The following is a 24,064-nucleotide window of genomic DNA, read 5'->3' on the forward strand; positions in this document are numbered from 1 at the left end:
GATACTGTGGTTATTTATGAGCCCACATTATCGGTGTTTTGGCCGCTATAAACAACAGACAGCGAGCATGTCTTCAGGAGAAAATTTATGCATTGTCATGCTTTGTTCACGAAATTGCTGATTTAGTGTCACAAAGCCTTGGCAAGGTGGCCTCAACTGACGCCACATTGGGTTTTAAACCACATGGTATTACTCAGTTATTTACAACGCTTTGATCGCTATTGTTATTGTCTGGTCTCGGGGTTGCGGGCGAAAGATCTGCCCGGACAAATTGCTCTGCTCACCTCCCGCAGCGGCGATGGTTACGGATACCTCGCTATTGCTTTACTGGCATGGATGCTGGATGAATCCGGCGATGAATACTTTACTTTTTTATTATTGGCATTTGCGCTGGAACTTCCTCTTTACTGGATAATGAAAAACAGTTTTCGACGGCAACGCCCCTGCGAACTTAATTTAACGTTAGCCTCGCTGGTTGTTGCCAGTGATAAGTTCAGCTTTCCATCAGGCCATACCGCGGCAGGATTCCTGTTTGCCATCATCACCTACCACTATTATCCGGAACTGGGTTTAGTCTGTTTTGGCTGGGCGTTGGGCATTGGTGCCTCCAGAGTTGTGGTCGGAGTTCATTATCCCGGCGATATTGTCGCCGGTGTGTTGCTGGCTGTCGTTGTCTCGGAGTTGGTTATATGAAAATTCTTTATGGTATACAGGGCACCGGCAATGGTCATTTAAGCCGTTGCCATACCTTGGCAAAATACTTAGCAAAGCATGACAATCTCAATATGGACTACTTGATCTCCGGTCGTGAAGCGAATGGATTGTTCGATATGGATGTATTCGGTGATTATCAATGGCGGCAGGGCTTGTCCTTTGTCACACAGAGGGGCCGGCTGCGCAGACGCAAAACGTTGCTGAATAATGACTGGAAGCAGTTTTGGCAGGATGTAAAAAGCTTACCTGTTGAAAAATATGATTTAGTCATTACCGATTATGAACCCGTAACTGCCTGGGCGGCTAAAAAGAGAGGAATACGGTGTATTGGTCTGGGGCGGCAATACGCCTTTCAGGAGCCTGAGCTGTTTCAACGGCTGTCCTGGTGGCAGAAACAACTGATTTTATCGTTTGCACCGTGTTCCGATCCGGTTGGGATGCACTGGCTGGCGAGTGGTAACGCCATTCCGCCGGTGGTAAGACAAGAAGAAAATGCCTGTGCCGGACTCATGCAACGTGTGGTGGTGTACCTTCCCTTTGAAGATCCGGGGCACATTATTGATCAGCTTCAGCCGCTGGATAATTACGAATTTTCGGTATTCCATCCGCAGGTTAAGCGTGAGTCGCTGGGACATATTGAATGTTACCCGCCGTCGCGGAACGAGTTTGCGGCGCACTTTAGTAAAGCGTCGGCCATTTTGTCGAATGCAGGCTTTGAAACCAGTTGTGAAGCTCTGAGCCAGGGAAAGGCGTTGGCGGTAAAGCCATTAACCGGACAGTTTGAGCAAAAATGGAATGCCCGAATACTGCAGGAACAAGGTTTAGCCTGTGTACTTAAGCGCCTTGATACCGTGTTGATTGATAAGTGGCTGACGCAGCGACAGCCACGGAGATTGTACTGGCCGAATGTGGCAGAGGTTTTAGCGCAGTGGATAGCGGCCGGTGCAACCAAACCTATCGCTGAATTAAGTGCCGGGCTGTGGTCCGAACACAAAAAAACCGCCATATAGGCGGTTTTCTCTGAATTTGGCTCCCCAGGTTGGATTCGAACCAACGACACATGGATTAACAGTCCACCGCTCTAACCAGCTGAGCTACTAGGGAATTGTATAAGTTGTATGTTGTTTGGCTCCCCAGGTTGGATTCGAACCAACGACACATGGATTAACAGTCCACCGCTCTAACCAGCTGAGCTACTGGGGAACAACATTCAACGGCTGCGAATATTAAAGCTCCTGAGCAGGGGTGTCAACTATTCTGTGAAGGTTTTTAAAGGAAAAAGGTTTGGTTGTCGAAAAAGTCAGCAAATGCGCTTTTTAATCGTATTCGTGTAAAAATCTCTATTAATCGCTATCGCTGACAATGTCAAGTAACTACCAAAGTTGCATCTATAACATTAGTGGTAACTTTACGACCCATCGTATTATCCACAGATATCTGAATGTCGCAGTAGATAACGGCTACATGATCTTATCCACGGAATCTGTGGATAACCTTGTGTTTAACTCTGTTAAGTTGTAACAATGATGCGGCTTTAAGGGCGATTTTGGCGCTGGTTAAAAAGTAACGTAGAAATAAAAAAGTTATAAAATACAGTGATTTAAATAAAAATGATGAATAAATGTTCATATTGGTGATCGATTCACCATCCAATGCCCGAAGAATCAGCAACTTGTGTATTTCTTAGTGAAATTGACTAAAAAACACGCCAAAAAATCCTTTGTAAAATTGAATAATCAGGCTTGACATTGATAGGTTTGATCTGGATCTGATCGGAAGGGCAGAGAGGTTTTTTTAGTAATTTGTAATAAAAGTATCAAACTGAAAAAAGCTGATATTAGCAGGATTTAAGCTCGAATAAGCGTTAAATTAACCGGGTTTTGGCGCTCATTAGCTAAAATGGCGCCAAAACGGTTGTTTTATAAACTTTCTGAAAAGTTTCTGATGCGTTTTACGGCTTCTTTCAGAGTGTCCATGCGGGTTGCGAACGACAAACGACAATAACCTTCAGTACCAAACGCAGAGCCGGGCACAAGCGCTACGTTGGCTTCTGTTAATAATTTTTCACAGAGCGCAACGTCATTATTGACTTCTGCTTTCGCCATAAGACCTTCAACGTGGGCAAACGCATAAAACGTACCGTCGCCGGGTACGCAATTAACACCGTTAATGTCATTAAGTGCATCTACTAAGTAATCGTGACGCTCTTTAAACGCAGTAATCATGGTGTCAATACAGCTTTGGTCACCATTTAAAGCAGCGGCTGCTGCATGCTGACTGATGCTGGCCGGGTTGGAGGTGCTTTGCGACTGCATTTTTTTCATAGCCGCAATAATGGGTTTAGGGCCTGCGGCATAGCCGATGCGCCAACCGGTCATGGCATAGGCTTTAGATACGCCGGTAAGAATAACTGTACGATCTTTAAGATCCGGTGCCACCATCGGCAAGTTAGCAAAAGGTGAGTCACTCCAGAGAATGTGCTCGTACATGTCGTCGGTAGCGATTAATACGTTGGGATAATCGCGCAGTACTTCCGCCAGGGCTTTTAATTCGTCAGCCGTATAAGCCGTACCTGCCGGATTCGATGGGCTATTAATAAACATCAGGCGTGTTTTGTCGGTCAATGCGTCACGCAATTGTTCCGCTGTAATCTTAAAACGCTGATCAATACCGGCTTTAACAATAACGGGTTCGGCACCAACCAGCTTGGTCATATCCGGGTAGGATACCCAATAAGGTGCCGGAATAATGACTTCATCGCCCGGGTTTAACCAGACACTGAGTAAATTAAAGATACTGTGTTTACCGCCGGCAGAAACAATAACTTCATTGCGCTCGTAGCTCAGGTTATTGTCACGCTGTAACTTTTTTATGACCGCATCTTTTAATTCATCGATACCATCAACGGCGGTATATTTGGTTTTACCATCGCGAATGGCCTGAATCGCGGCCTCTTTGATAAAATCCGGCGTATCAAAATCTGGCTCGCCGACGCCCAGGCCAATAACATCTTTGCCTTGTTGGCGCAGTTCATTGGCTTTTTGAGTAACCGCCAGAGTCGGTGACGGTTGAATAGCATTGATACGATCAGAGAGTTGATAATCCACGTTCAGATCCTGTTTTTCGCAAGGGGTGAAATGCCCTTTACTATACGGATCGCAGTGGCTAAAGTCCATTCTCCGTAGCCACAAAGCGCAGTCTGATGTACACTGTTGCGCTATTGAACTGAGGAGGGATTGAATGGCAGCTGCCGACGCATCAAGAAGTCTTATCAGCGCGCCGGTAGGACAAAAACTCTGGGAAATGACCTGGCCAGTAATTTTCGGTGTGGCTACCCTTATCAGTTTTAATGTTGTCGATACCTTCTTTATCAGTATGCTTGGAACCGACCCGTTAGCGGCGGTCAGCTTTACTTTCCCCGTTACTTTTACCGTTATCAGCCTGGCCATAGGCCTGGGCATTGGAACCTCTGCTGTTATTGCCCGTAAGTACGGTTCAGAGAAACCCGGAGAAGCGCATTTTGACGGTTTTTCAGCGCTTTCGGTGTCAGCGTTATTAGTCGCTGCTTTGGCATTGGTTGGCTACTTATTGATGGACCCTGTTTTCAGCTTGTTGCAGGCACAAGAACGCTTGATGCCGCTTATTCGCGAGTATATGACCTGGTGGTATCTGGGGTGTGTGATGTTAGTCACACCCATGGTAGGTAATGCTATATTGCGTGCATCGGGGGATACCCGGACGCCATCGTTGATTATGGCCTCCGGTGGCTTAGCCAATGCGATTTTTGATCCCATTTTAATTTTTGGCTGGGGGCCTGTCCCGGCAATGGGAATTGAGGGCGCAGCGCTGGCCAGTGTTATTTCCTGGTTCAGTGGTTTGTTTTTAGTGTTCTGGTTGCTGCAAAGAAAAAAATTGGTGTCTTCAAAACCGCCCGGTGAAACGCTGTTTGTCCGGGCCTGGATAAAATCAGCTCGTGGTATTTTAAAAATTGGCATGCCGGCAGCCAGTGCAAATATGTTAACGCCTTTAGCCATGTCGATAATGACCGCTATTGTTGCCTCATACGGTGCTCCAGCAGTAGCTGCATTTGGTGTGGGCTCGCGCCTGGAGTCATTGGCCAGCGTTATTATTTTGGCCTTGTCCATGTCTTTGCCGCCGTTAATCAGCCAAAACTACGGCGCTGATCGCAGTGACCGGGTTAAACAAGCCTACCGAACCGCATTAAAAGCGGTACTGGCAATTCAGACTGTGATTTATTTACTGCTGTTAGTTGGTGCGCACTGGATAGCTCAGGTTTTTACCGAGGAACAGGTCGTTGCCGACATTGTTAAGCTCTTTATTTATATTATGCCGTTGGGTTATGGGTTGCAGGGCGTGATTATACTAACCAACTCCAGCTTTAACGCTGTGCACCGGCCAATGAATGCTCTATGGCTGAGCATTATCCGTTTATTTGTGCTGTTTGTGCCGCTCTCGTATTTAGGAAGTTTGCTCGCTGACCTAACTGGTTTGTTTATTGGTGGTGTGGTCGCTAATCTGTTTACTGCTGTTATTGCGTATTGGTGGTTTTCACGCGAGTTGAGGAGAGAACGTGGCTAAGAAATTTGAACTGGTTTCTAAATATAAGCCGGCGGGTGACCAGCCCCAAGCCATTGAAGCACTGCTCGACAATCTTGATGCCGGACTGGCCCATCAGGTGCTGCTGGGTGTTACCGGTTCGGGTAAAACCTTTACCATGGCGAATGTGATTGAACGTTCTCAACGGCCGACGCTGATACTGGCGCACAACAAAACGCTGGCGGCACAGCTTTATGGTGAGATGAAAGAATATTTCCCCAATAATGCGGTGGAGTATTTTGTTTCATACTATGACTATTATCAGCCCGAGGCCTATGTTCCCACCACGGACACCTTTATAGAGAAAGACGCTTCAATTAATGACCATATTGAGCAAATGCGCTTGTCGGCCACCAAAGCTTTAATGGAACGCCGTGATGTGGTGTTGGTGGCCTCGGTGTCAGCTATTTACGGTTTGGGCGACCCTGAATCCTATATGAAAATGATGCTGCACTTGCGCCGCGGCGACATTATTGATCAGCGCGATATGCTCAGGCGTCTTGCGCAACTTCAATACAAACGGAACGATGCCGCTTTTGAGCGCGGTACTTACCGGGTTCGCGGCGACGTTATTGATATTTTTCCGGCAGAGTCGGAAGAAACTGCAGTACGGGTTGAATTGTTTGACAGCGAAGTGGACCGCATCAGCTTCTTTGAGCCTTTAACTGGTCAGGTAACGGAAAAAGACGTAGCGCGCGCGACCATTTACCCGAAAACCCACTATGTAACACCGCGTGAGGTTTTAGTTAAGGCCATTGAGAAGATAAAAGATGAACTGAAAGATCGCCGCGAACTTCTGCTTAAACAAAATAAGTTGATAGAAGAACAACGGATCAATCAGCGGACCCAATTTGATATTGAAATGATGCTTGAGCTGGGTTATTGCTCAGGCATTGAAAACTACTCCCGCTATTTATCGAGCCGTGCGCCCGGCGAACCGCCTCCAACGCTGATGGATTACCTGCCGGATAATGCGTTGCTTGTTATCGATGAGTCGCACGTGACGGTGTCACAAGTTGGTGCCATGTATAAAGGCGACCGTTCACGCAAAGAAAATCTGGTGGAATATGGCTTTCGCTTACCGTCAGCACTGGATAACCGACCACTGAAGTTCGACGAGTTTGAGGCTATAGCGCCACAGACCTTGTACGTATCTGCAACACCGGGTAAGTACGAACTGGGACGCAGCGATAACGAAGTGGTAGAGCAGGTTGTCAGACCGACCGGGCTGATTGACCCGCAGATAGAAGTGCGTCCGGTTGCTACTCAGGTAGATGATTTAATGTCAGAAATTCGCTTGCGAACAGAGCAGGGCGAACGAGTATTGGCAACCACGTTAACCAAAAAAATGTCGGAGGATCTGGCCGATTATCTGGATGAGCACGGCATAAAAGTCCGGTATTTGCATTCGGACATCGATACCGTTGAACGGATGGAGATTATTCGCGATTTACGTTTGGGTAAATTTGATGTTCTGGTGGGTATCAACTTGCTGCGAGAGGGGTTGGATATGCCGGAAGTTTCGCTGGTTGCTATTTTGGATGCAGACAAAGAAGGGTTCCTGCGCTCGGATCGCTCATTGATTCAGACCATGGGTCGTGCTGCGCGAAATGTGAATGGTCGCGCTATTTTATATGCGGATCGTATTACGGGCTCAATGCAGCGAGCTATGAATGAAACTGAGCGTCGGCGTGAGAAGCAAATTGCTTACAACAAAGAACATGGGGTTACCCCTAAAGGTCTGAATAAAGACATTACCGATGTTATGGATATGGGGCAGGGTTCGGCTAAAGCGCGGAAGAGTAAAGCCGATAAAGCGCTTTCTGAAGTCGCGTCTGGCTACGATGCCCGCACGGTAGTGGTTAGAGATGCGAAAGAGGTAATGAAGGAAATTGAAGCCAAAGAAAAAGAAATGCACAAAGCGGCACAAAACCTTGAGTTTGAGCGAGCTGGTCAATTACGGGATGAAGTAGCAGAGCTGCGTGAACAACTGAAACGGGCGGTTTAAGCGAATACATGGTAGCGAATAGGGTTATCGCTTTTTTTAATTGGATAAAACAACCTTAATCGACAACAATAATTAAAAGTTGAAGTGAGAGGTTGTTATGAAAGACGCAGTAAAAACAGTATCATTTGGTATTATGCATTTTATCATCGCCTTTGGCGTTGTATGGTTAATGACAGGTGACATCGTACTGGGTGGGGCAATTGCCTTGATTGAACCTTTAGTGAACACAGTGGGTTACTATTTTCATGAAAAAATCTGGCAGCGCGGAGATAAACGCCGGGCAGCGATTCGTCGAGAAAGCACGTTACTTGGATAAAGAAGGCAGAGCGAGCATCCCGCTCTCGCTCTTGTTGGTTCTGTTGTTTCAGATGCGCGGCTATGTGGCCGCTATTATTTCGCTTACCTTTGCAGAAGATCGCACCCGTTTGCTCAAGCTTTTTTACACCAGTTCTGAACAATTTGGACTGATGTTATTGATTGGCTTACCCGCTTTACTGGTTTTGCTGGCGACAACCTTTGCGGGTGAAGACGAGCGTAACTGGGCTAATGTGTTAATGCGTTTTGCGCAGTTCCTGTTATTGCTTTCTCTTTTGGTTGATGCTGTATTAATTTTCTGGTTATTCATAGAGCAGCACGGCGCTTTTTCTTTTGGCCGGGCAGCCATCGTATTTGGTTGGTTTATTTGCTGCTGGTACTTGATGAATTCACGCCATTGGCGATTTTATCGCCAGCACTTGGCTAGCCGTTATTAACAGAGCCCTACACGTAGTACCACTTGCCATCTTCTTGCACGAAGTCTGACTGTTCTTCCATAAAGGCGACGTCATCGCCATCCCGATAAAATGCGCGGAAATGCACCTGGCCTTTGTTGTCGTCTACGCTGGATGAAATAACCTGCAGCTTGAGCCAGTTTGGCGAATCACTTAAATCGAGCAGCGCGGGACGAGAGCTGCTGTGCCAGGTCGCTTCAAGGTAACCGGATAAACGACCGACAAAGGCGCTGTAACGTGACCGCATAAGCGTTTCCGGGGACTGGGCAACGGCCTCTCCGCTATGGTAAACGTAGCAACAATCCTGATAGGTTTTATCTAAGCCGCAAGGGCAGGGTTCGGTCATTTTCATAGCGCGAACTTTACCAGCCCAGGCGATGATTTCAACTGCAATTTTTAATCGGTTTTACCCGAAGGGTTCTTTCCCAGTCCGCCACTAATAGTTAGCTGCAAGGCATCAGCAGGTTTCATGGTCAGGGACTCCACACAGTCGCCGGGAACAATCACCATATAACCGCCCACGTTGTAACTCATGGGCAGAAACACGGCGACTTGGTCTTCTTTCATCAGCTTTCCGGGAAGTTGCCACAGAGAATCGATAAACCGCCAGCGAGAACTGAAACCAATGAGCAGCGCAATGGCTAAGAAGCTGATAAAGGCGAGCCCGGGAAAATATGATGATTCGCCCAGTAATGTTATCCATATTGGTTTTAGCCAGGTTTCAATAGTCACTAACAGCCATTGCAGCAGAGCAAAGGTGACAACAATGGGCAGTAAAATAGCTAACCCTTTAAACAAATACTGGAGAATTCTTTTCATTATCTAATAAGCCTTGTGGCACAGATTTAGCGGCATTGTGAAGCGAATAGCTCAATCGGACAAGTAATATTCAATGGTGGATACAACCCGCACATTTTTCAAATGGGGGTTGTGGCGGTCGCGTGGGCTAATACTAAATTGCCCCTGGCGTGCCTGCTTTATTTTGCCTAACTGAGAGTTGGAGTCTGTAGCAAATTTTTCTGCCACTTCCCGGGCTTTTTTGGTGGCTTCTTCTATCATTTTGGGCTTCACCTCATTCAAGCGCGTGAACAAGTATTCAGGTTGTGCCTGATAGTCTTCGCTGCTGAGAACAATGCCTTCTTTTCCCAAATCGGCGAGGTCTCCCATAACACCGCGAACCTGTTCAACCTTATTGGAGTAGACGGTAATGGCCTGTGTCGCTGTATAACGAAACTCAGCTGATCGGGACGAACCGTAACGCTGTGCCGATTTATCGGTAATTGAAGGCGCTGACGAAGAAATTTCACTGGATTCAATACCTTTTTCCCGTAAAAAAGCGATGACTTTTTTGTTCGATGCTTCCATCGTTTCATAGATATCGGTTAAATCATTGCTGGCAGCGGTAAATTGAATAGGCCAGATGACCGTATCGGCAAGGTATTCGCGTTCAGATAGCCCTTTAACCGTGACACTGCGCTCCATTGATTTATGCTCAAGTAGCGCATTTGAACCAATAACGCCAATGGCTATGAAGCTAATGATAAGCGAAATACCGAGTATCAGTGCATTTTTGGCTGAGCTCATTTAAATCTCCACCGTCTTTTGAAAAGTTGGTTTTATGATAAAGCACGTGTTGGTGATCACCTAGTTATAGGAGACTGACGATGATTTATCCAGAGAGCATACGAACCTGCTGCTGATTCAGCAGCAGGAAAACTCGAATCTACAGCGAGTTAAAATGAATAGCGGACAGTCGCGCTCAGGCTGTCAACATCCAGGTTCTGAGTTTCTCTACGGGTTTCGTAGCCAAGACCTAAAGAAACGTTTTTTGTAACGTGATAAAAGGCTGAAAGGTTAACGCGAACCACTTCTTCGTCAAAGGCAACGTAATCAAGTTTCGCATCGACTTCAACTTTTGGCGTCAGCATAGAGCGAAGTCCAATGCCTACACCCCAGGTTTTGTCAGAGTCTGATGTCGAAAGTCCGGGAATTGATATCTCGCTCTCAACACGTTCAAACGACACTGTTGCGTATAAATCGGTGGTTTCAGTGAGGTGTTTGTATGAACCAATACCCGCTGATAAAAAATCGACGTCTAAGTCGGCGTTAGAGTCATCATTCGATATGGAATCGAAATCAGCAAAGATAAAAAGGTTATCCAAAACTACCAGCTCCGGATTGATAGCGGCTGAACCGCCGACTCTGAATCCGTCAAAAGAAAGATCGCCTAATCCTTCAACGCCGACATCGGTATCAAGATAAGATGCATCAACTTTATTCCAGTTGGGGGATTCGGCTAAAGCAGCGCTGGGTAAGGTAAGCATTGCCAATGCAATGACAGTTTTTCTCATGAGTCTCTCCTTGGTTGAGAAAGCCGGCAATATACCGTTAAAAGGGCCGCTATTCAATTTGTTAGCATCCAATTAGGTAAAGGTTATGGCGTTCTAATCACCGACACTATAGGACAAAATTCGGGACAAATGACTATAAGGTAGCCGGGTTTTCTGATGCCAGTGGTTAAAGGCTGCCTGAGCTTGTTTCAGCCCTTTTTGACTGGTGGGGGAGGCATCCATAAGATTGTGGTTAGTTAACGCGGTAACAACGTCACTGGAAAGAATAAAACCGTCCCAGCCAAGCTCGCGAAGAACGTATTGCGGCGTAATGCCGCCTAACCGTGAACCGTTCTTTTTTATGTAATGCAGCAACTCTGCCTGCTGAGCAGATGGCCATTGACCCAGAAACTGACCAAAACTGCTGTATTGTTCAGACACTTCGACAATCATGCGGGCATTAGCCGGAACGGTATTTATTTTTTGCGGGTTACGGACAATGCGTTGATCTTTCGAAAGCTCTTCCAGGACTTCCGGTGGTACTTGTTGCCAGTAAAGCGGCACAAAGTTTTTAAAGGCTTCCTCAAACCCCGGCCACTTGGCTTCAATAATTCGCCAGACAAAACCGGCGCGGAAAATACAGCGAGTAATGGTGGATAAAACGTCGCGGTCATCCAGCTGTTTCAGCTCACTTAAAGACGCTATTCTGGGCATGCGTGCTAACATGGCCTTCTCGCCACCTTTGCGTTTGCAGGCTCTTTCATAAAAACGCGAAAAGTTAATCGTTGGTTCGGTCATTATATGCCTGCTTTTGAATCTAACATCCAGTCGACAATGGCGCGGCAATGCAGTTCGGTGGTATCGAACAAGGGCAGTGCTGAATGTTGTTGCTGTACTAATAAACCAATTTCGGTACAGCCCAGAATAACACCTTCTGCGCCTTGCTGAGCTAAGGCGTCAATAATACGAAGATATTGTTCGCGGGCGTGGTCAGTAAACTGGCTATGACACAGCTCTGTAAAGATAATCTGGTCGACAATGGTTGCTTCACTTTCTGCCGGTATCCGCACTGTTATACCGCGCTGTTCAAGTCGTTGTTTATAAAAAGGCTGTTGCATAGTAAACCGTGTGCCCAGTAAGCCAACGTCTTGTATATCGTTTTGTTCAAGGTGATCAGCGACGGCATCGACAATGTGCAGCAGGGGCAGGGACACGGCCTGTTCAATCTGCGGGGCAACCTTGTGCATGGTATTGGTGGCAATGACAATAGCTTCGGCGCCGGCGCTTTCCAGCTGCTTTGCTTTGTCGGTAAGGGCCTTAGCGGCGGCATTCCAATCACCGTTGCTTTGTATGGTTTCAATGGGAGCAAAGTCGACACTGGCAAGCAGTATTTCGGCGCTGTGTAAACCACCAAGGCGCTGATTTACGAGTTGATTCAAACGGCGATAGTAGGTACTGGTTGATTCCCAGCTCATGCCACCAATAATGCCCACTGTCTTCATGAAAGTTCTCCGCAATAAGCCTTTAGATATAGCCTATCGCAGTTCCTAGTTTAAGTTAACGCCGATATTAGACGAAAAGTATCTACTTTATGCCTAAAATTATTGTTAATTGAACAGTCAATTAACGAAACTTGATTTTAATTGAATGATCAATTAACCTTCACGCCGTTGTCACATTAGACTCATATATTAAGGATTTTCACCACAACAGAAGAAACAGGAACTTTTTATGAAAACTTATGTGCCTATGAAGCAAAGCTTAATTGCACTTTCTGTACTATCCGCATTATCTGCTACTTCTCTGCCAGCAATGGCGCAAGACAATCAAAATAAACAAGCGGAAAAAGACAAAGAAGAAATGGAAGCCATTGTGGTTACCGGCCGCAGTGTTTCTTACGCTAATAACGCTTCCTCAGCTGAAATGCAAAAGCAACAAACTGCTATGACCAGCGCTTTGGCAATGGTAGATAACCTGCCGGGCGTATTGGTGAACGAGGGTGACCCCTTTGGTTCTGACGAATGGTCAACCAGCATCTCGATTCGTGGTTTTCAGTTAGACCTTGAGTCTCAGCAAATCGGTATGACTGTCGATGGTATCTCTAACGGTAACTCAAACTATGGCGGCGGTACTAAGGCCAGCCGTTATATTGATACTGAAAACTTACGCGGCACCGAGGTATCGCAGGGAACCTCAGACATTAGCTCGCGTTCAAACGAGGCCTTAGGCGGAACGTTGAACTTTACAACCATTCGTCCGGCGTACGAAGAGGAATTTACAGTCAGTACGACTTTTGGTGAGCACAACGCACAGAAATTGTATGCCCGCTATGACACCGGCGAAATTGCAAAAGACACGTTTGCGTGGTTCTCGCTGTCCAGTCAACAAAACGACGACTATATGGATGGCTCGGCGACCAATACTCGTGATCATGCTGAAGGTAAAATCATTAGCCGTATTGGCGATGTTGATTTAACTGGTTATGTCAGTTACGACGACGCTCAGGAATACACCTACCAGCGTGTTTACGGCCTGGCGCAGTATGAGCAGAACCCTAACTGGGACGGGCTAACTGAAAACTGGACGGGTATTCCTCACCAAGACCAAGTGTGGCGCGAAGGCTGGGTTACTGAGCGTGAGAACCTATTTGGTTATTTAAAAGCTGACTTTATGCTGGGCCAAGTCGATGTCAGTACCAATGTTTATTATCATGAGAATGAAGGGACCGGCAAATGGTTGCCACCTTATATCGTCGACGTTACTGAAGACGGCACAGGAAACCCACAGTCTGAACTAGACACCTCCACGACCGCTTATGGCGGTTCACAAAACGGTAAGATTTATTTCGTTAATAGAAATGGTGAGTCGTTGTCACCTAGACCTGGTTGTGAAAGTTCTTTAAGCTTCCCTTATGGTAACGATGATCCCGCCCTTGATCCGGGCTGCTATGAGCAAGGAGCAATGCCGGTTAGCTCACAACGTCACTCACACTACGAAAAACAGCGTTACGGTGTAAATGCTGACTTCGTCTGGGACACGACAGTTGCCGGTATGGCAAACACATTGCGAGGCGGTTTCTGGTACGAAGACTATCAGCGTGATGAATATCGTGACTTCCATAAAACGATCGATGCTTCTGTTAGTGCCCGAATTGAAAGCAACCCATACTGGGTTCAGTACAGTCGTGAATTCCCGGTTGAAACGTTGATGTATTACATTGAGGACGAAATCGACGCAGGCTTCGCAACATTCCGCCTGGGTGCGAAAAAGTTCGATGTGGAAGTATCAAAAGAAGATCAGTTTAACCCGGAAAATAATCTGGAAGTGTCCTCTGACTCAGATGCTTTACTGTCAGCCGGTTTCGTGGCGCCTTTACCAGTTAGAGGCTTAGAAGTCTTTGGTGGTTACTCAGAAAACTTTGCCGCCATTAAAGATTCAGTCTTAGAAGAGCCGGATCGCGATGTTAGCTTAATTGAGCCGGAAACTGCGGATAACATTGACTTAGGTTTACGCTATTCAACACCGGGCTTTAATGCCAGCTTAACGTACTATGATATTACGTTCGACAATCGTATTACTTTTATCAGCGCTGAAGATGCTGATGGTATCGATTACCTGGAGGAAGCCGCTGGAAGCTATGTAAATACGGGGGGGGTTGAGTCAAACGGTATTGAAGCATCACTTGATTACAACCTCAGTGATAACTTGGGCGTTTATGTGTCTTACACAAAAAATGATTCAACTTATACTGATGAAGCGCTCCGCGGAAATACCGTATTGGGCAGTGCTCAGGACATGGCTGTCGTTAGCTTCGATTATACCAAAGAAGACTTCTATGCTGGCTTCAGCACCAAGTATGTTGGCGAGCGATTCTTAGACCAGGCTAACACTCAGGAAAGCGACTCTTATGTTGTGAGTGACCTTTACATTGGTAAGACGCTTTACTCCAACAATGATGGTGCAATTAACAGTATGGAGTTAAGCTTGACTGTTAATAATGTCTTCGACGAAGATTACCTGGGAACAATCGCGCCAAATGCTGGCTGGATTGGTGCGCCTCGCACGGCGACATTAAATGCTAAGTTTGTATTTTAAAAACCTGAAAAACCACATGCGGTTATGCCGCATGTGGTTGCTTTATATTAAGCGACAACAAGGTAATAAACACTTATGTATAAACTATTAGCAATAGCCACACTATTAGTCAGTGGGTCTGTTTTTGCCGATGTACCCAGCCGTATTTTATTTGGCTCGTGTTCGCATCAGGACAAAGACATTCCTATTTTTAACAGCATTATTAATGATAACCCTGAAGTGTTTGTATTTTTGGGGGACAACGTTTATGGCGACACGGAAGATATGTCGGTGTTGCAGAACAAATATGAAAAGCTGGGCTCCAAGCCGGGCTTTAAAGCACTAAAACAGCAGGCAGAACTTATCGCTACTTGGGATGATCATGATTACGGCGCGAATGACGCCGGTAAAGATTACCCAAAGAAAGAAGCGTCGCGCGATATCATGCTGGATTTCTGGGGCGAGCCGAAAAACTCCCCACGCCGCACTCGCGAAGATGGCCTTTACACCTCTTACACTTATGGTGAAGGGGAAGAAAGTATCCATGTTATTTTGCCTGACTTGCGCTGGAACCGTGATGACATTGCTCACGTAACCCGCGAACAATACGCCAATGAGCGTAAACCTGAGAAGATGGGACCGTACAAAGTTCATAGCGACCCTGATGCCAGTATGATTGGTGAAAAACAATGGCAATGGCTGGAGCAAGAGTTACAAAAGCCGGCGCGGATAAAAGTGATTGGTTCCAGCATCCAGCTTTTGGCAGACTTTACAGGTTGGGAGTCCTGGGCTAATTTCCCGTCCGACCGTCAGCGTTTATTTAATTTGATTAAAAAACATGAAGTTAACGGTGTTATTTTGATAAGTGGTGATACACACTGGGGGGAAATCAGTTACTACGATGAAGATTTAGATTACCCCCTGTGGGAAGTAACATCATCTGGCCTGACGCAGGAGTGGAAAAACGTCAGCCCCAATAAACACCGCATTGGCCAGTTTATCAATAAGGTGAATTACGGGGCATTAGACGTTAACTGGGAAAAAGACGATCCGGTTATCACTCTGGGTCTTTACGACGAGGATGGTGATGTGGTTAATGAACATCGCTTCAGACTGTCAACGCTGGAACCGTATGAATAAAAACTAAACTGTGTGAGAAAGCTATGCCAAAAATAGGAATGGAATCAATGCGGCGTCAGCAGTTAATCGATGCCACCATTAAAGTGGTTGCTGATGTAGGTTTAAGAGGAGCAACAATTAATTTAATTGCCCGCCGCGCGGGCATGTCGTCTGGCATTATCGGTCATTATTTTGGCGGTAAACAGGCATTAATTGAAGCTTCTGTTCGGTATTTGCTTTCTCAGCTCAAAATGGAGCAGTCGCCGGAGAATCCGTATGATCGATTAATGAAAATTATTGACCTGAATTTCTCGGATGTACAACAATCGGATTCAAGCACAAAAACCTGGTTAAGCTTTTGGGGACAATCTATGCATGATACTGACCTTTATCGCTTACAGGAGTTGAATAAGCGTAGGCTTGTCAGTAACTTGCGTTACAGCTTTAAGCAACTGTTAAATCCGGAAAGTGCTCGTGAAGCGGCGGAAGTCACAGCTGCATTAATCGATGGTTTTTGGTTGCGTTGTGCACTAAGCCGGGCGAATGAAGAAAAGTTTAGTCAGGCGAAAAAATACTGCAAAAAATACATTAATGGCGTGCTGGAACAGCACGGTGTCAGTTAAACCATTGCCAAATTATAAGGGAGTTATCGTTGTCCTCTACATTACTTAAAAATTTCATTCATGGTCGTTACGTCGATGACAGCAGCCATGAATGCTTTGATGTTATTAATCCGGGTACCGGCAAAGTTATTTATACGGTTGAGTCGGCAGGCGAACCGCTGTTGGAAAAAGCCGTAGAAAGTGGCCAAAGAGGGTTTGAGATTTGGTCAAAAACCCCTGCGATTGAACGAGCCCGGGTACTTCAACGTGCCGCGGCTATTTTAAGAGAACGCAACGATGAGTTAGCAAAGCTTGAAGTACTGGATACCGGAAAACCCTGGCAGGAAGCGGTCGAAGTGGACGTACAGACTGGCTCCGATGCAATTGAGTACTTTGGTAACTTATGCCCGTCAATAATGGGTGAACAACAAAGTATCGGTAACGACTTCTTTTATACAAGACACGAACCTTTAGGTGTTTGTTTTGGCATTGGCGCGTGGAACTATCCTTTGCAAATAGCCTGCTGGAAAGCTGCTGCCGCGCTGGCGGCCGGCAATAGTATGATTTTTAAGCCATCAGAAGAAACCCCCCGTGGTGCCGCTATGCTGGCAGAGATATTTATTGAAGCCGGTGTACCTGAAGGTGTCTTCAACGTTGTACATGGCGACGGTGTTGTTGGTCATTATTTGGTTCAGCACCCGGCTATTGCCAAAGTGTCACTGACCGGTGAGGTTGGTACCGGTAAAAAAGTCATGGCAGCAGCGGCGGGTACGTTGAAAAACGTGACTATGGAGCTGGGCGGTAAGTCACCACTGATAGTCTTTGACGATGCGGACATTGATGAAGCGGTAACCGGTGCCATGATGGGCAATTTCTATACCCAGGGCGAGGTTTGCACCAATGGTACGCGGGTGTTTATACATAAGGACTGCTACGACAGCTTTATGGAACGCCTGCTAGAGCGGACAAAGAATAATATTGTGGTGGGTGATCCTATGGACCCTGACACCAACCTGGGCGCACTGATTTCTGAAAATCATCTGCATAAAGTGATGTCTTACATTGAGTTAGGCAAAGAGCAGGGGGCGACTCTGGCGTTCGGTGGTGAACGAATGACTCCGCAAGGTTGTGAAAGTGGCTACTTTGTCGGCCCCACCATTTTTACTGACTGCACCGACGATATGCGCATTGTTCAGGAAGAAATTTTTGGTCCGGTAATGTCTGTGCTGACCTTTGAAACCGAAGAAGAAGTGATTCAGCGCGCGAATAATACTGATTATGGATTGGCCGCAGGTATTTTCAGCCAGGACTTACGCAGAGCACACCGTGTTATCGCGCAGCTGGAAGCCGGCATTTGTTGGATAAACGCTTTTGCGAACTCTCCGGTGGAGATGCCGGTTGGCGGTTATAAACAGTCCGGTATTGGTCGTGAAAATGGAGTCGAAGGGCTTAAGTCTTACACTCAGACCAAGTCAGTTTACGTTGGAATGGATAAGCTTGAAGGTCCGTTCTGATGACAGTGAATGAAAAATTTGACTACATCATTGTTGGTGCCGGATCAGCGGGTTGTGTGTTAGCCAATCGCTTAACAGAAGACCCTGAAACCTCGGTGTTGTTACTGGAAACCGGCGGTTCAGATAAAAGCATTTTTATTCAGATGCCGACCGCGCTGTCGATTCCGATGAACACCAAAAAATACGCCTGGCAGTTTCACACTGAGCCCGAACCTTATTTGAATAAGCGTCAAATGCATTGTCCGCGGGGCAAGGTGCTTGGCGGTTCTTCATCCATTAATGGCATGGTTTATGTTCGTGGTCATGCTCGCGATTTTGACGAGTGGCAGGAGCTCGGAGCTAAAAGCTGGGGTTACCAGCATTGTCTGCCGTATTTTAAAAAGGCCGAAGACTGGGCTTTTGGTGCTGACGACTATCGCTCTAAAGATGGCCCCTTAGCCGTGAATAACGGCAACAACATGCAAAACCCTTTGTATAAAGCCTTCATAAAAGCCGGTGTTGATGCCGGCTACATGGAAACCAGCGACTATAACGGTTTTCAGCAGGAAGGCTTTGGCGCCATGCACATGACTGTAAAAAACGGTGTGCGCTGGTCTGCTGCTAATGCTTATTTAAAGCCGGCAATGGGTCGATCTAATCTGACCATAAAAACCGGTGTTCAGGTCAGTAAGGTGTTACTGGAAGAAAAGCGGGCTATTGGTATTGAGCTTTATGAAAACAGCAGCACTGCCCGGTTTTTTGTGAATAAAGACGTGATTTTAAGTGCCGGCCCTATTGGCTCGCCACATATTCTGCAGTTATCGGGTATTGGTAACAACGATACCTTATCGGCAGCAGGTATTGACACTCAGCATGAGCTCCCGGGTGTCGGGGAAAACTTACAGGATCACCTGGAGTTTTACTTCCAGTACCAGTGCAAAAAACCACTAACGTTAAACAGTAAATTGGGGCCATTGAGTAAGCTGGCTATTGGTCTGCGCTGGATTTTATTTAAGACCGGCCTGGGTGCAACCAACCATTTTGAATCCTGTGGGTTTATTCGCTCGAAAGAGGGCGTGGAATGGCCCGATTTGCAGTATCACTTTTTACCCGCAGCTATTCGTTACGATGGTAAATCGGCCTTTTCCGGTCATGGTTTCCAACTGCATATTGGACACAACAAGCCAAAAAGCCGCGGCTGGGTTAAAGTGAAAAGCTCTGATCCTTTCACGCCACCAAAAATTCAATTCAATTACTTGCAGCATCAGGACGACATTGAAGCCTTTCGCGCCTGCGTGCGGTTGTCCCGTGAAATTATTGAACAGCCAGCAATGGATGAATATCGCGGTAAGGAAATTCAGCCCGGTAATGACATTGTTACCGATGAGCAAATCGATGCCTTTGTACGTGATGCGGTTGAAAGTGCGTATCATCCTTGCGGTACTTGCCGCATGGGCGCTGAAGATGACGACATGGCAGTGATTGACTCACAAATGCAGGTACGCGGTTTGCAAGGGCTTCGGGTTATCGATTCGTCGGTGTTTCCAACCATTCCAAATGGAAATTTAAACGCACCAACTATTATGGTTGCAGAACGCGCTGCGGATATTATTAAGCAGCAGGACACTCCGGTAGCTGAGGTCGATGTTTATAATGACCCGCAGTGGCAGCAGCGTCAACGCAGCGGCGAAGCGAAGCGGGGCGTGTCATGTTAACTCTGGTCGGCATTGGCATGCTGTTTTTTATGGCCATGGTGGTGTTTATTCTGGTGCGCTGGGGGCGGCTGAAACTTAACGGTCGCTACCCTGTGTCTACCTTGACCTTCATTGCTATTCTGTTTACTTCGGGTCTGGATGTCGGCCTTATCATGTTCCCGCTGACAGAGTTCCCGGTGTACGCAGATATTAAAGAAAACAGCGAGTATGCTTTTGCCAACCCCCTGGCTATTGAGTTTGGTTTTTGGGGCTTTTTAGTCTGGGCTATCTACTTTGTGACCTGCTTTTATTTTTGTGCCATTGAACCTAAGGTTAAGTTTTTTGAAATTATCTGGGTTAAGTGGATTAATAACATTGTTATTATTGGCACCTGCGCTTTTACCGCACATTTGTTGTTTGCAAACCTGAGCTGGTATCTACCGGGCATTGCTGCCAGTGAGGGTTTTCCCTGGTTTTATGCGCTGATTGTGGGTGGCACCATCCTGTTTGCAGTGTATTCAAGTACCGAGCTTAAATTTGTAAAAATACTCAGCCTGTCGTCCGGCGGTTTGTTCTTCGCGCTCATTCTCGGTCTTGGCAGTGTGGCGTTCATGTCAGAAAACGTTTCGGGTCCAGACTACTTTAGTACCTTGCCATTACTCACCGGTTACTTTGAGCACTTGCACCGTTTTGTTCTGCCAATTAACGACTACCACGCGTTTTATCTATTCTGGTGGTTTGCCTGGAGCATTATGATTGGTCAGTTTACCGCCCGCTTTGTGGGCAATATGCGGACTATTTGGTTGTTTTTAGCCATGCTAATTTGGCCATCACTGTCTATTGGTCTCTGGTTTAGTGTTCTATATATATTCCACTTAAAAGGTCTGGACACGTCAGGGTTTATTAATCTGGCGATGGTGTTCGTAGGCATTGTTTTTGTGATTAATTCACTGGATTCTTTAATTCGCCTGTACTCTGACAACCTGAATTTAACGGTGGCTCGTTTTGGCAGACAAAAGTACATTGCCTTGCATGCTTTTTTAATGATGTCGCTGACGGTACTGTTTAGTGTCCAGTTTATAAAAATTCAGTGGGTGGGCGCGCTGGTTATCGGTATTGGCTTGTGTTGCTTTGTTTATATAGCGCTTGGCAGGCAACAGCAACCGCTGCCGAAAACTCAGGCGTTGGTGCCGTTGCCCGCTAATAAGAAGTCGCCTGATTAACAAGATGTATCAGGTGATATTCAGCCCCCAGTCCTCGTAGGCGGCTCTTGCCAGCTCCTCGCGGAAATCAGGGGCGGCAATATGAATAAGCTCGCGAGCGCGCTCGCACATGCTCTTGGCGCGTAAGTTCGCCACACCGTGTTCTGTAACAATGTAGTGGACATGGGCGCGAGTTGTGACAACGCCGGCGCCGGGCGCTAGTAGCGAGCTAATGCGGGACAGGCTTCCGCCACAGGCGGTAGATGGCAGAGCAATAACCGAGCGGCCTCCTTCCGATAAGCTGGCGCCACGAACAAAGTCCATTTGACCACCCACACCGGAATATATTTTGGTACCGATAGAGTCGGCACAAACTTGCCCGCTCAGGTCGACTTGTAACGCACTATTGATGGACATGACCTGCTTGTTTTGGCGAATGACGGAAGTGTCGTTGGTATATTCAACGTCCAGAAAAAAAACCTCCGGGTTGTCATCGACAAAGTCATATAATGCCTGCGTGCCCATGGCGAAAGTGGTGACAATACGGCCGCGATGCTTGCGTTTGCGACTGTTGTTAATGACGCCACGTTCGACTAATGGCAATACGCCATCGGAAAACATTTCGGTATGAATGCCGAGATCTTTGTGGTGGTGCAAACAAGCCAAAGTTGCGTCAGGTATAGCACCAATGCCCATTTGTAAACAGTCACCGTCATCAATTAAGCTGGCAACGCGTTCCCCGATTTCTTGTGTGACAGGATTTTGTGCAGGCTGTTGATGCTGCGGAATAGGGGCTGCTTCTTCATAATAACGGTCAAATCGCTTAAGTGGAACAAGCGCATCACCATGAGTGCGGGGCATGTTCGGGTTGATCCAGGCAATGACTTTTTTCGCAACCTGTAATGCGGCTCGTGTTGCTTCGACAGAAATTCCTAAGCTGCAATTACCATGCTTATCAGGTGGTGATACCTGAATAATAGCTGCATCCAGCGGCTGCTCGCCTGAACGAAAAAGTTTTGGTATTTCAGACAGGAATATAGGAACGTAATCTGCCAGCCCCTGATTAACTGCCTGACGAGTGGCGGCGCCGACAAAAAACGCTCGTTGGCGAATGTGGCCTTCTAACTCAGGAGCACCCAGAGCTTCGCTGTATTCTGTGTGTAACTGCAATAGGGTTAAGTTACTGCGTTGTTTAGCTACCTCTTTAAGACCCTCTAACAATTTGTAGGGTGTAGCTGCCATCGACTGACACCAAATAACATCCCCATCTTTTAAAACTGATAACGCTTGTATTGCGGAATTGACTTTCATCACTGCATCCTGTTTTGAGCTTAATAATGATTATAACGTGTTCTCAAATAAGGGTATTTACCCAGAAAGTAGTAGTCTGACGCTGCACGTCAGGTGAAAAATAGTTGAGCGGCTAATGTAAAATGTGAGGATAAATTACTAACAAAAAAGATCATTGCGTAATAACTGTTCAATGTTTATTGTCTGGCCGGTTTCTAAATATAGGTTTTTTTAATGTCAATTCGCAATAAACTTCTCTCTGTTGGCGCAGTAACAACCGCTGCTTTTATCATTCTGTTGGTGCTGATGATGTTTTTTCAGTCTCAGGTGAGCGATCTGTATCGCGCCAGCGAATTAAGAGAGTCGGTACATAACAGTTTATTGCAAATGCGCAGTGCTGAAAAAGATTTCTCATTGCAGATGGATGAAGCTTACGCTGAAAAACTTGCCAATGAAGCCGACCTAACGGTTGAAAAATTGGAGCAACTGAAACCGCTGGTTGATGATGCCAATTCTGTCGGTTTTATTGATGAACTTGAAGTTCAGGTTTCGCGCTATGAAGAGAGTTTTAATGGCTTGGTCAGCGCTTTTAAACAAAGAGGTCTCGATGAAAACAGCGGGGCGTATGGAGCATTGCGTTCTGCAACGCACGAATTAGAAGAGGCGATAGATACGGCTGGCCGTACAGAGTTATTGGTTACTTTGCTGCAATTACGCCGAAGTGAAAAAGACTTTATGTTGCGCGGTGATGAAAAATACGTAATGCGCGCTAATAGGTTATTAGACGAATTAGAAACCGCATTGTCGGCCAAACCCGGCCTTGTTTCAAAGATTGAGGCGTATCGTCGGGATTTTGGACGTTACACCAATTTATCGAGAGAGATTGGGCTGGATGAAGAGTCGAGTATGAAGGGACAGGTAAGAGATGTTGCCAGTAATATGGAGATGTCCCTGACTGAGTTAGATGAAGCGGTCAGTGCGTTGCTTGAGTCTCGCCAAACAACCATGAAATGGGTTCCTGTCGTTGCATTTGCCGCTATAGCTTTGATTGTTATTGCTATGCTGTTTTGGGTGATTCGATCAATTAATCAGCCGTTAAGTCAGTTACGCGAAGATATGAGGAAAGTACAAGGTAGTAACGACTTAACTCTGGTCTCCGAGAAATACCGTAGCGATGAGCTGGGTGACTTGGTTGACAGCTTTAATGAATTATTGAGTTATTTTCGTAACGTTATCAAACAAATTAATGAATCGGTTGAAACCGTTAATGGTTTAACCCAACAGGTATCGGATACTGTAACTCACACGTCGCAAAACCTCGATATGCAGTCACACGAGGTTGACCAGGTTGCTGCCGCAATAAATGAAATGGGCAGTACCGCCCATACAATTGCAAATGATGCGGAAGACACAGCTGAGCAGGTAAATAGCTTATCTGAACAGGCGAAAAGCGGTAGTGCATCAGTACAGGCTGGTGTGGAGAAAGTTGGCTATCTGGCAGAGCGTCTGAATAACAGTGTGACCGAAGCCAACACCCTGGCTGAACGCAGTGCGTCTATAACGCAAATTGTCACAGTCATTAATGGTATTGCGGAACAGACCAATTTACTGGCACTGAATGCGGCTATTGAAGCGGCCCGGGCGGGCGAGCAAGGCCGGGGCTTTGCGGTTGTTGCGGATGAAGTGCGGACATTAGCTTCACGGACGCAAAAATCAATTGGTGAAATTGAATCGATTACCAGCCAGCTAAATCAGCAAACGCAGATTATTGTAACGAGTCTGCAAGAATGTAATGAGCTGGGTGGGGAAAGTGCTCAGCATTCATCCGAGTCTGATGAGTTGTTTAACCGTATTCATACGGAGCTTTTAAAAATTAACGACCGTTCGGCGTCTATTGCAACCGCCGTGGAAGAGCAATCAGCCGTTGTGGATGAAACGGCGAGAAATGTTACCCGGGTTCGCGATGCAGGTGTTGAGGCTGCTAACGACGCACAGTCAAATGCAAATGCAGTTACTCAGGTACGTCAACAAACTGAGCAACTGCGCCAGGCCGTTATCAAATTCCGTGTGTAGCCTGATGTTCACATCAGGAGCGGTATATCACCTGAGATAAATATCAGACTACGTTGCGGTAATATCTGGCCACGCCAC

Annotated in this window: 21 protein-coding genes and 2 tRNA genes; 13 read left to right on the top strand and 10 right to left on the bottom strand. The window is 46.5% G+C overall.

What is annotated here, in order from left to right:
* Window positions 1–183 precede the first annotated feature (183 nt).
* A complete protein-coding gene (locus L8G48_RS12965; RefSeq protein WP_248265041.1) occupies window positions 184–693 on the top strand; it encodes a phosphatase PAP2 family protein in 510 nt (169 codons plus the stop codon).
* On the top strand, window positions 690–1,724 hold the full coding sequence (locus L8G48_RS12970; protein WP_248265042.1) for a glycosyltransferase family protein: 1,035 nt from the start codon (window positions 690–692) through the stop codon (window positions 1,722–1,724). The genes L8G48_RS12965 and L8G48_RS12970 overlap by 4 nt, the downstream gene beginning before the upstream one ends.
* A 17-nt stretch (window positions 1,725–1,741) precedes the next feature.
* Here the strand turns inward: L8G48_RS12970 and L8G48_RS12975 are convergent.
* The 3 genes from L8G48_RS12975 to L8G48_RS12985 form a co-directional block, all read right to left on the bottom strand.
* Window positions 1,742–1,818, bottom strand: a tRNA-Asn gene (locus L8G48_RS12975).
* Between the two features lie 22 nt (window positions 1,819–1,840).
* Window positions 1,841–1,917, bottom strand: a tRNA-Asn gene (locus tag L8G48_RS12980).
* A gap of 716 nt (window positions 1,918–2,633) precedes the next feature.
* Window positions 2,634–3,821 (bottom strand): pyridoxal phosphate-dependent aminotransferase, encoded by a 1,188-nt coding sequence (locus L8G48_RS12985; RefSeq protein ID WP_248265043.1) that lies wholly within the window; start codon window positions 3,819–3,821, stop codon window positions 2,634–2,636.
* A gap of 133 nt (window positions 3,822–3,954) precedes the next feature.
* Here L8G48_RS12985 and L8G48_RS12990 point away from each other — a divergent pair, with 133 nt between their 5' ends.
* From L8G48_RS12990 to L8G48_RS13005, 4 genes are all read left to right on the top strand, one after another.
* Window positions 3,955–5,313 carry an MATE family efflux transporter gene (locus L8G48_RS12990; protein WP_248265044.1) on the top strand — a complete coding sequence of 453 codons (1,359 nt, stop codon included), beginning with the start codon at window positions 3,955–3,957 and terminating at the stop codon, window positions 5,311–5,313.
* Window positions 5,306–7,339, top strand: coding sequence for an excinuclease ABC subunit UvrB (gene uvrB, locus L8G48_RS12995; protein WP_248265045.1), 2,034 nt, complete (start codon window positions 5,306–5,308; stop codon window positions 7,337–7,339). Before L8G48_RS12990 ends, uvrB begins: the two co-directional genes overlap by 8 nt.
* A gap of 97 nt (window positions 7,340–7,436) precedes the next feature.
* A complete protein-coding gene (locus L8G48_RS13000; RefSeq protein WP_248265046.1) occupies window positions 7,437–7,655 on the top strand; it encodes a DUF2061 domain-containing protein in 219 nt (72 codons plus the stop codon).
* On the top strand, window positions 7,585–8,091 hold the full coding sequence (locus L8G48_RS13005) for a DUF2919 family protein (RefSeq protein WP_248265047.1): 507 nt from the start codon (window positions 7,585–7,587) through the stop codon (window positions 8,089–8,091). Before L8G48_RS13000 ends, L8G48_RS13005 begins: the two co-directional genes overlap by 71 nt.
* Window positions 8,092–8,098: 7 nt before the next feature.
* Here the strand turns inward: L8G48_RS13005 and L8G48_RS13010 are convergent, their stop codons facing one another.
* The 6 genes from L8G48_RS13010 to L8G48_RS13035 form a co-directional block, all read right to left on the bottom strand.
* On the bottom strand, window positions 8,099–8,461 hold the full coding sequence (locus tag L8G48_RS13010; protein WP_248265048.1) for a YchJ family protein: 363 nt from the start codon (window positions 8,459–8,461) through the stop codon (window positions 8,099–8,101).
* 44 nt (window positions 8,462–8,505) lie between these two features.
* Window positions 8,506–8,928, bottom strand: coding sequence for a DUF502 domain-containing protein (locus L8G48_RS13015; protein ID WP_248265049.1), 423 nt, complete (start codon window positions 8,926–8,928; stop codon window positions 8,506–8,508).
* A 51-nt stretch (window positions 8,929–8,979) separates the two neighbouring features.
* Window positions 8,980–9,693: an SIMPL domain-containing protein gene (locus L8G48_RS13020; RefSeq protein WP_248265050.1), complete on the bottom strand. Its 714-nt coding sequence runs from the start codon at window positions 9,691–9,693 to the stop codon at window positions 8,980–8,982.
* Window positions 9,694–9,842: 149 nt separating this feature from the next.
* Window positions 9,843–10,460, bottom strand: coding sequence for an outer membrane beta-barrel protein (locus tag L8G48_RS13025; protein WP_248265051.1), 618 nt, complete (start codon window positions 10,458–10,460; stop codon window positions 9,843–9,845).
* A 93-nt stretch (window positions 10,461–10,553) separates the two neighbouring features.
* A complete protein-coding gene (locus L8G48_RS13030) occupies window positions 10,554–11,237 on the bottom strand; it encodes a DNA-3-methyladenine glycosylase I (protein ID WP_248265052.1) in 684 nt (227 codons plus the stop codon).
* Entirely contained in the window at window positions 11,237–11,941 is a 705-nt protein-coding gene (locus tag L8G48_RS13035; protein WP_248265053.1) for an aspartate/glutamate racemase family protein, read from the bottom strand. The genes L8G48_RS13030 and L8G48_RS13035 overlap by 1 nt, the downstream gene beginning before the upstream one ends.
* Window positions 11,942–12,170: 229 nt before the next feature.
* Between L8G48_RS13035 and L8G48_RS13040 the strand changes: the two genes are divergently transcribed.
* The 6 genes from L8G48_RS13040 to L8G48_RS13065 all read left to right on the top strand — a co-directional run bounded on the left by L8G48_RS13040 (window position 12,171) and on the right by L8G48_RS13065 (window position 20,644).
* Window positions 12,171–14,534, top strand: a complete 2,364-nt coding sequence (locus L8G48_RS13040; RefSeq protein ID WP_248265054.1) for a TonB-dependent receptor domain-containing protein — start codon at window positions 12,171–12,173, stop codon at window positions 14,532–14,534.
* A 75-nt stretch (window positions 14,535–14,609) separates the two neighbouring features.
* On the top strand, window positions 14,610–15,653 hold the full coding sequence (locus tag L8G48_RS13045; RefSeq protein ID WP_248265055.1) for an alkaline phosphatase D family protein: 1,044 nt from the start codon (window positions 14,610–14,612) through the stop codon (window positions 15,651–15,653).
* Between the two features lie 23 nt (window positions 15,654–15,676).
* On the top strand, window positions 15,677–16,255 hold the full coding sequence (betI, locus tag L8G48_RS13050) for a transcriptional regulator BetI (protein WP_248265056.1): 579 nt from the start codon (window positions 15,677–15,679) through the stop codon (window positions 16,253–16,255).
* Window positions 16,256–16,284: 29 nt separating this feature from the next.
* Window positions 16,285–17,748: a betaine-aldehyde dehydrogenase gene (gene betB / locus L8G48_RS13055; RefSeq protein ID WP_248265057.1), complete on the top strand. Its 1,464-nt coding sequence runs from the start codon at window positions 16,285–16,287 to the stop codon at window positions 17,746–17,748.
* A complete protein-coding gene (gene betA, locus L8G48_RS13060; RefSeq protein WP_248265058.1) occupies window positions 17,748–19,442 on the top strand; it encodes a choline dehydrogenase in 1,695 nt (564 codons plus the stop codon). Before betB ends, betA begins: the two co-directional genes overlap by 1 nt.
* On the top strand, window positions 19,436–20,644 hold the full coding sequence (locus tag L8G48_RS13065) for a BCCT family transporter (protein WP_248265059.1): 1,209 nt from the start codon (window positions 19,436–19,438) through the stop codon (window positions 20,642–20,644). The genes betA and L8G48_RS13065 overlap by 7 nt, the downstream gene beginning before the upstream one ends.
* A 9-nt stretch (window positions 20,645–20,653) precedes the next feature.
* Here L8G48_RS13065 and L8G48_RS13070 read toward each other — a convergent pair whose 3' ends face one another.
* Window positions 20,654–21,934 carry an acetyl-CoA hydrolase/transferase family protein gene (locus tag L8G48_RS13070; RefSeq protein WP_248265060.1) on the bottom strand — a complete coding sequence of 427 codons (1,281 nt, stop codon included), beginning with the start codon at window positions 21,932–21,934 and terminating at the stop codon, window positions 20,654–20,656.
* Between the two features lie 213 nt (window positions 21,935–22,147).
* On the opposite strand from L8G48_RS13070, the gene L8G48_RS13075 reads away from it, so the two are divergent.
* On the top strand, window positions 22,148–23,986 hold the full coding sequence (locus L8G48_RS13075) for a methyl-accepting chemotaxis protein (RefSeq protein WP_248265061.1): 1,839 nt from the start codon (window positions 22,148–22,150) through the stop codon (window positions 23,984–23,986).
* Window positions 23,987–24,064 lie beyond the last annotated feature (78 nt).

This window comes from Idiomarina aminovorans, from assembly GCF_023155095.1.
Classification (GTDB): Bacteria; Pseudomonadota; Gammaproteobacteria; order Enterobacterales; family Alteromonadaceae; genus Idiomarina; species Idiomarina aminovorans.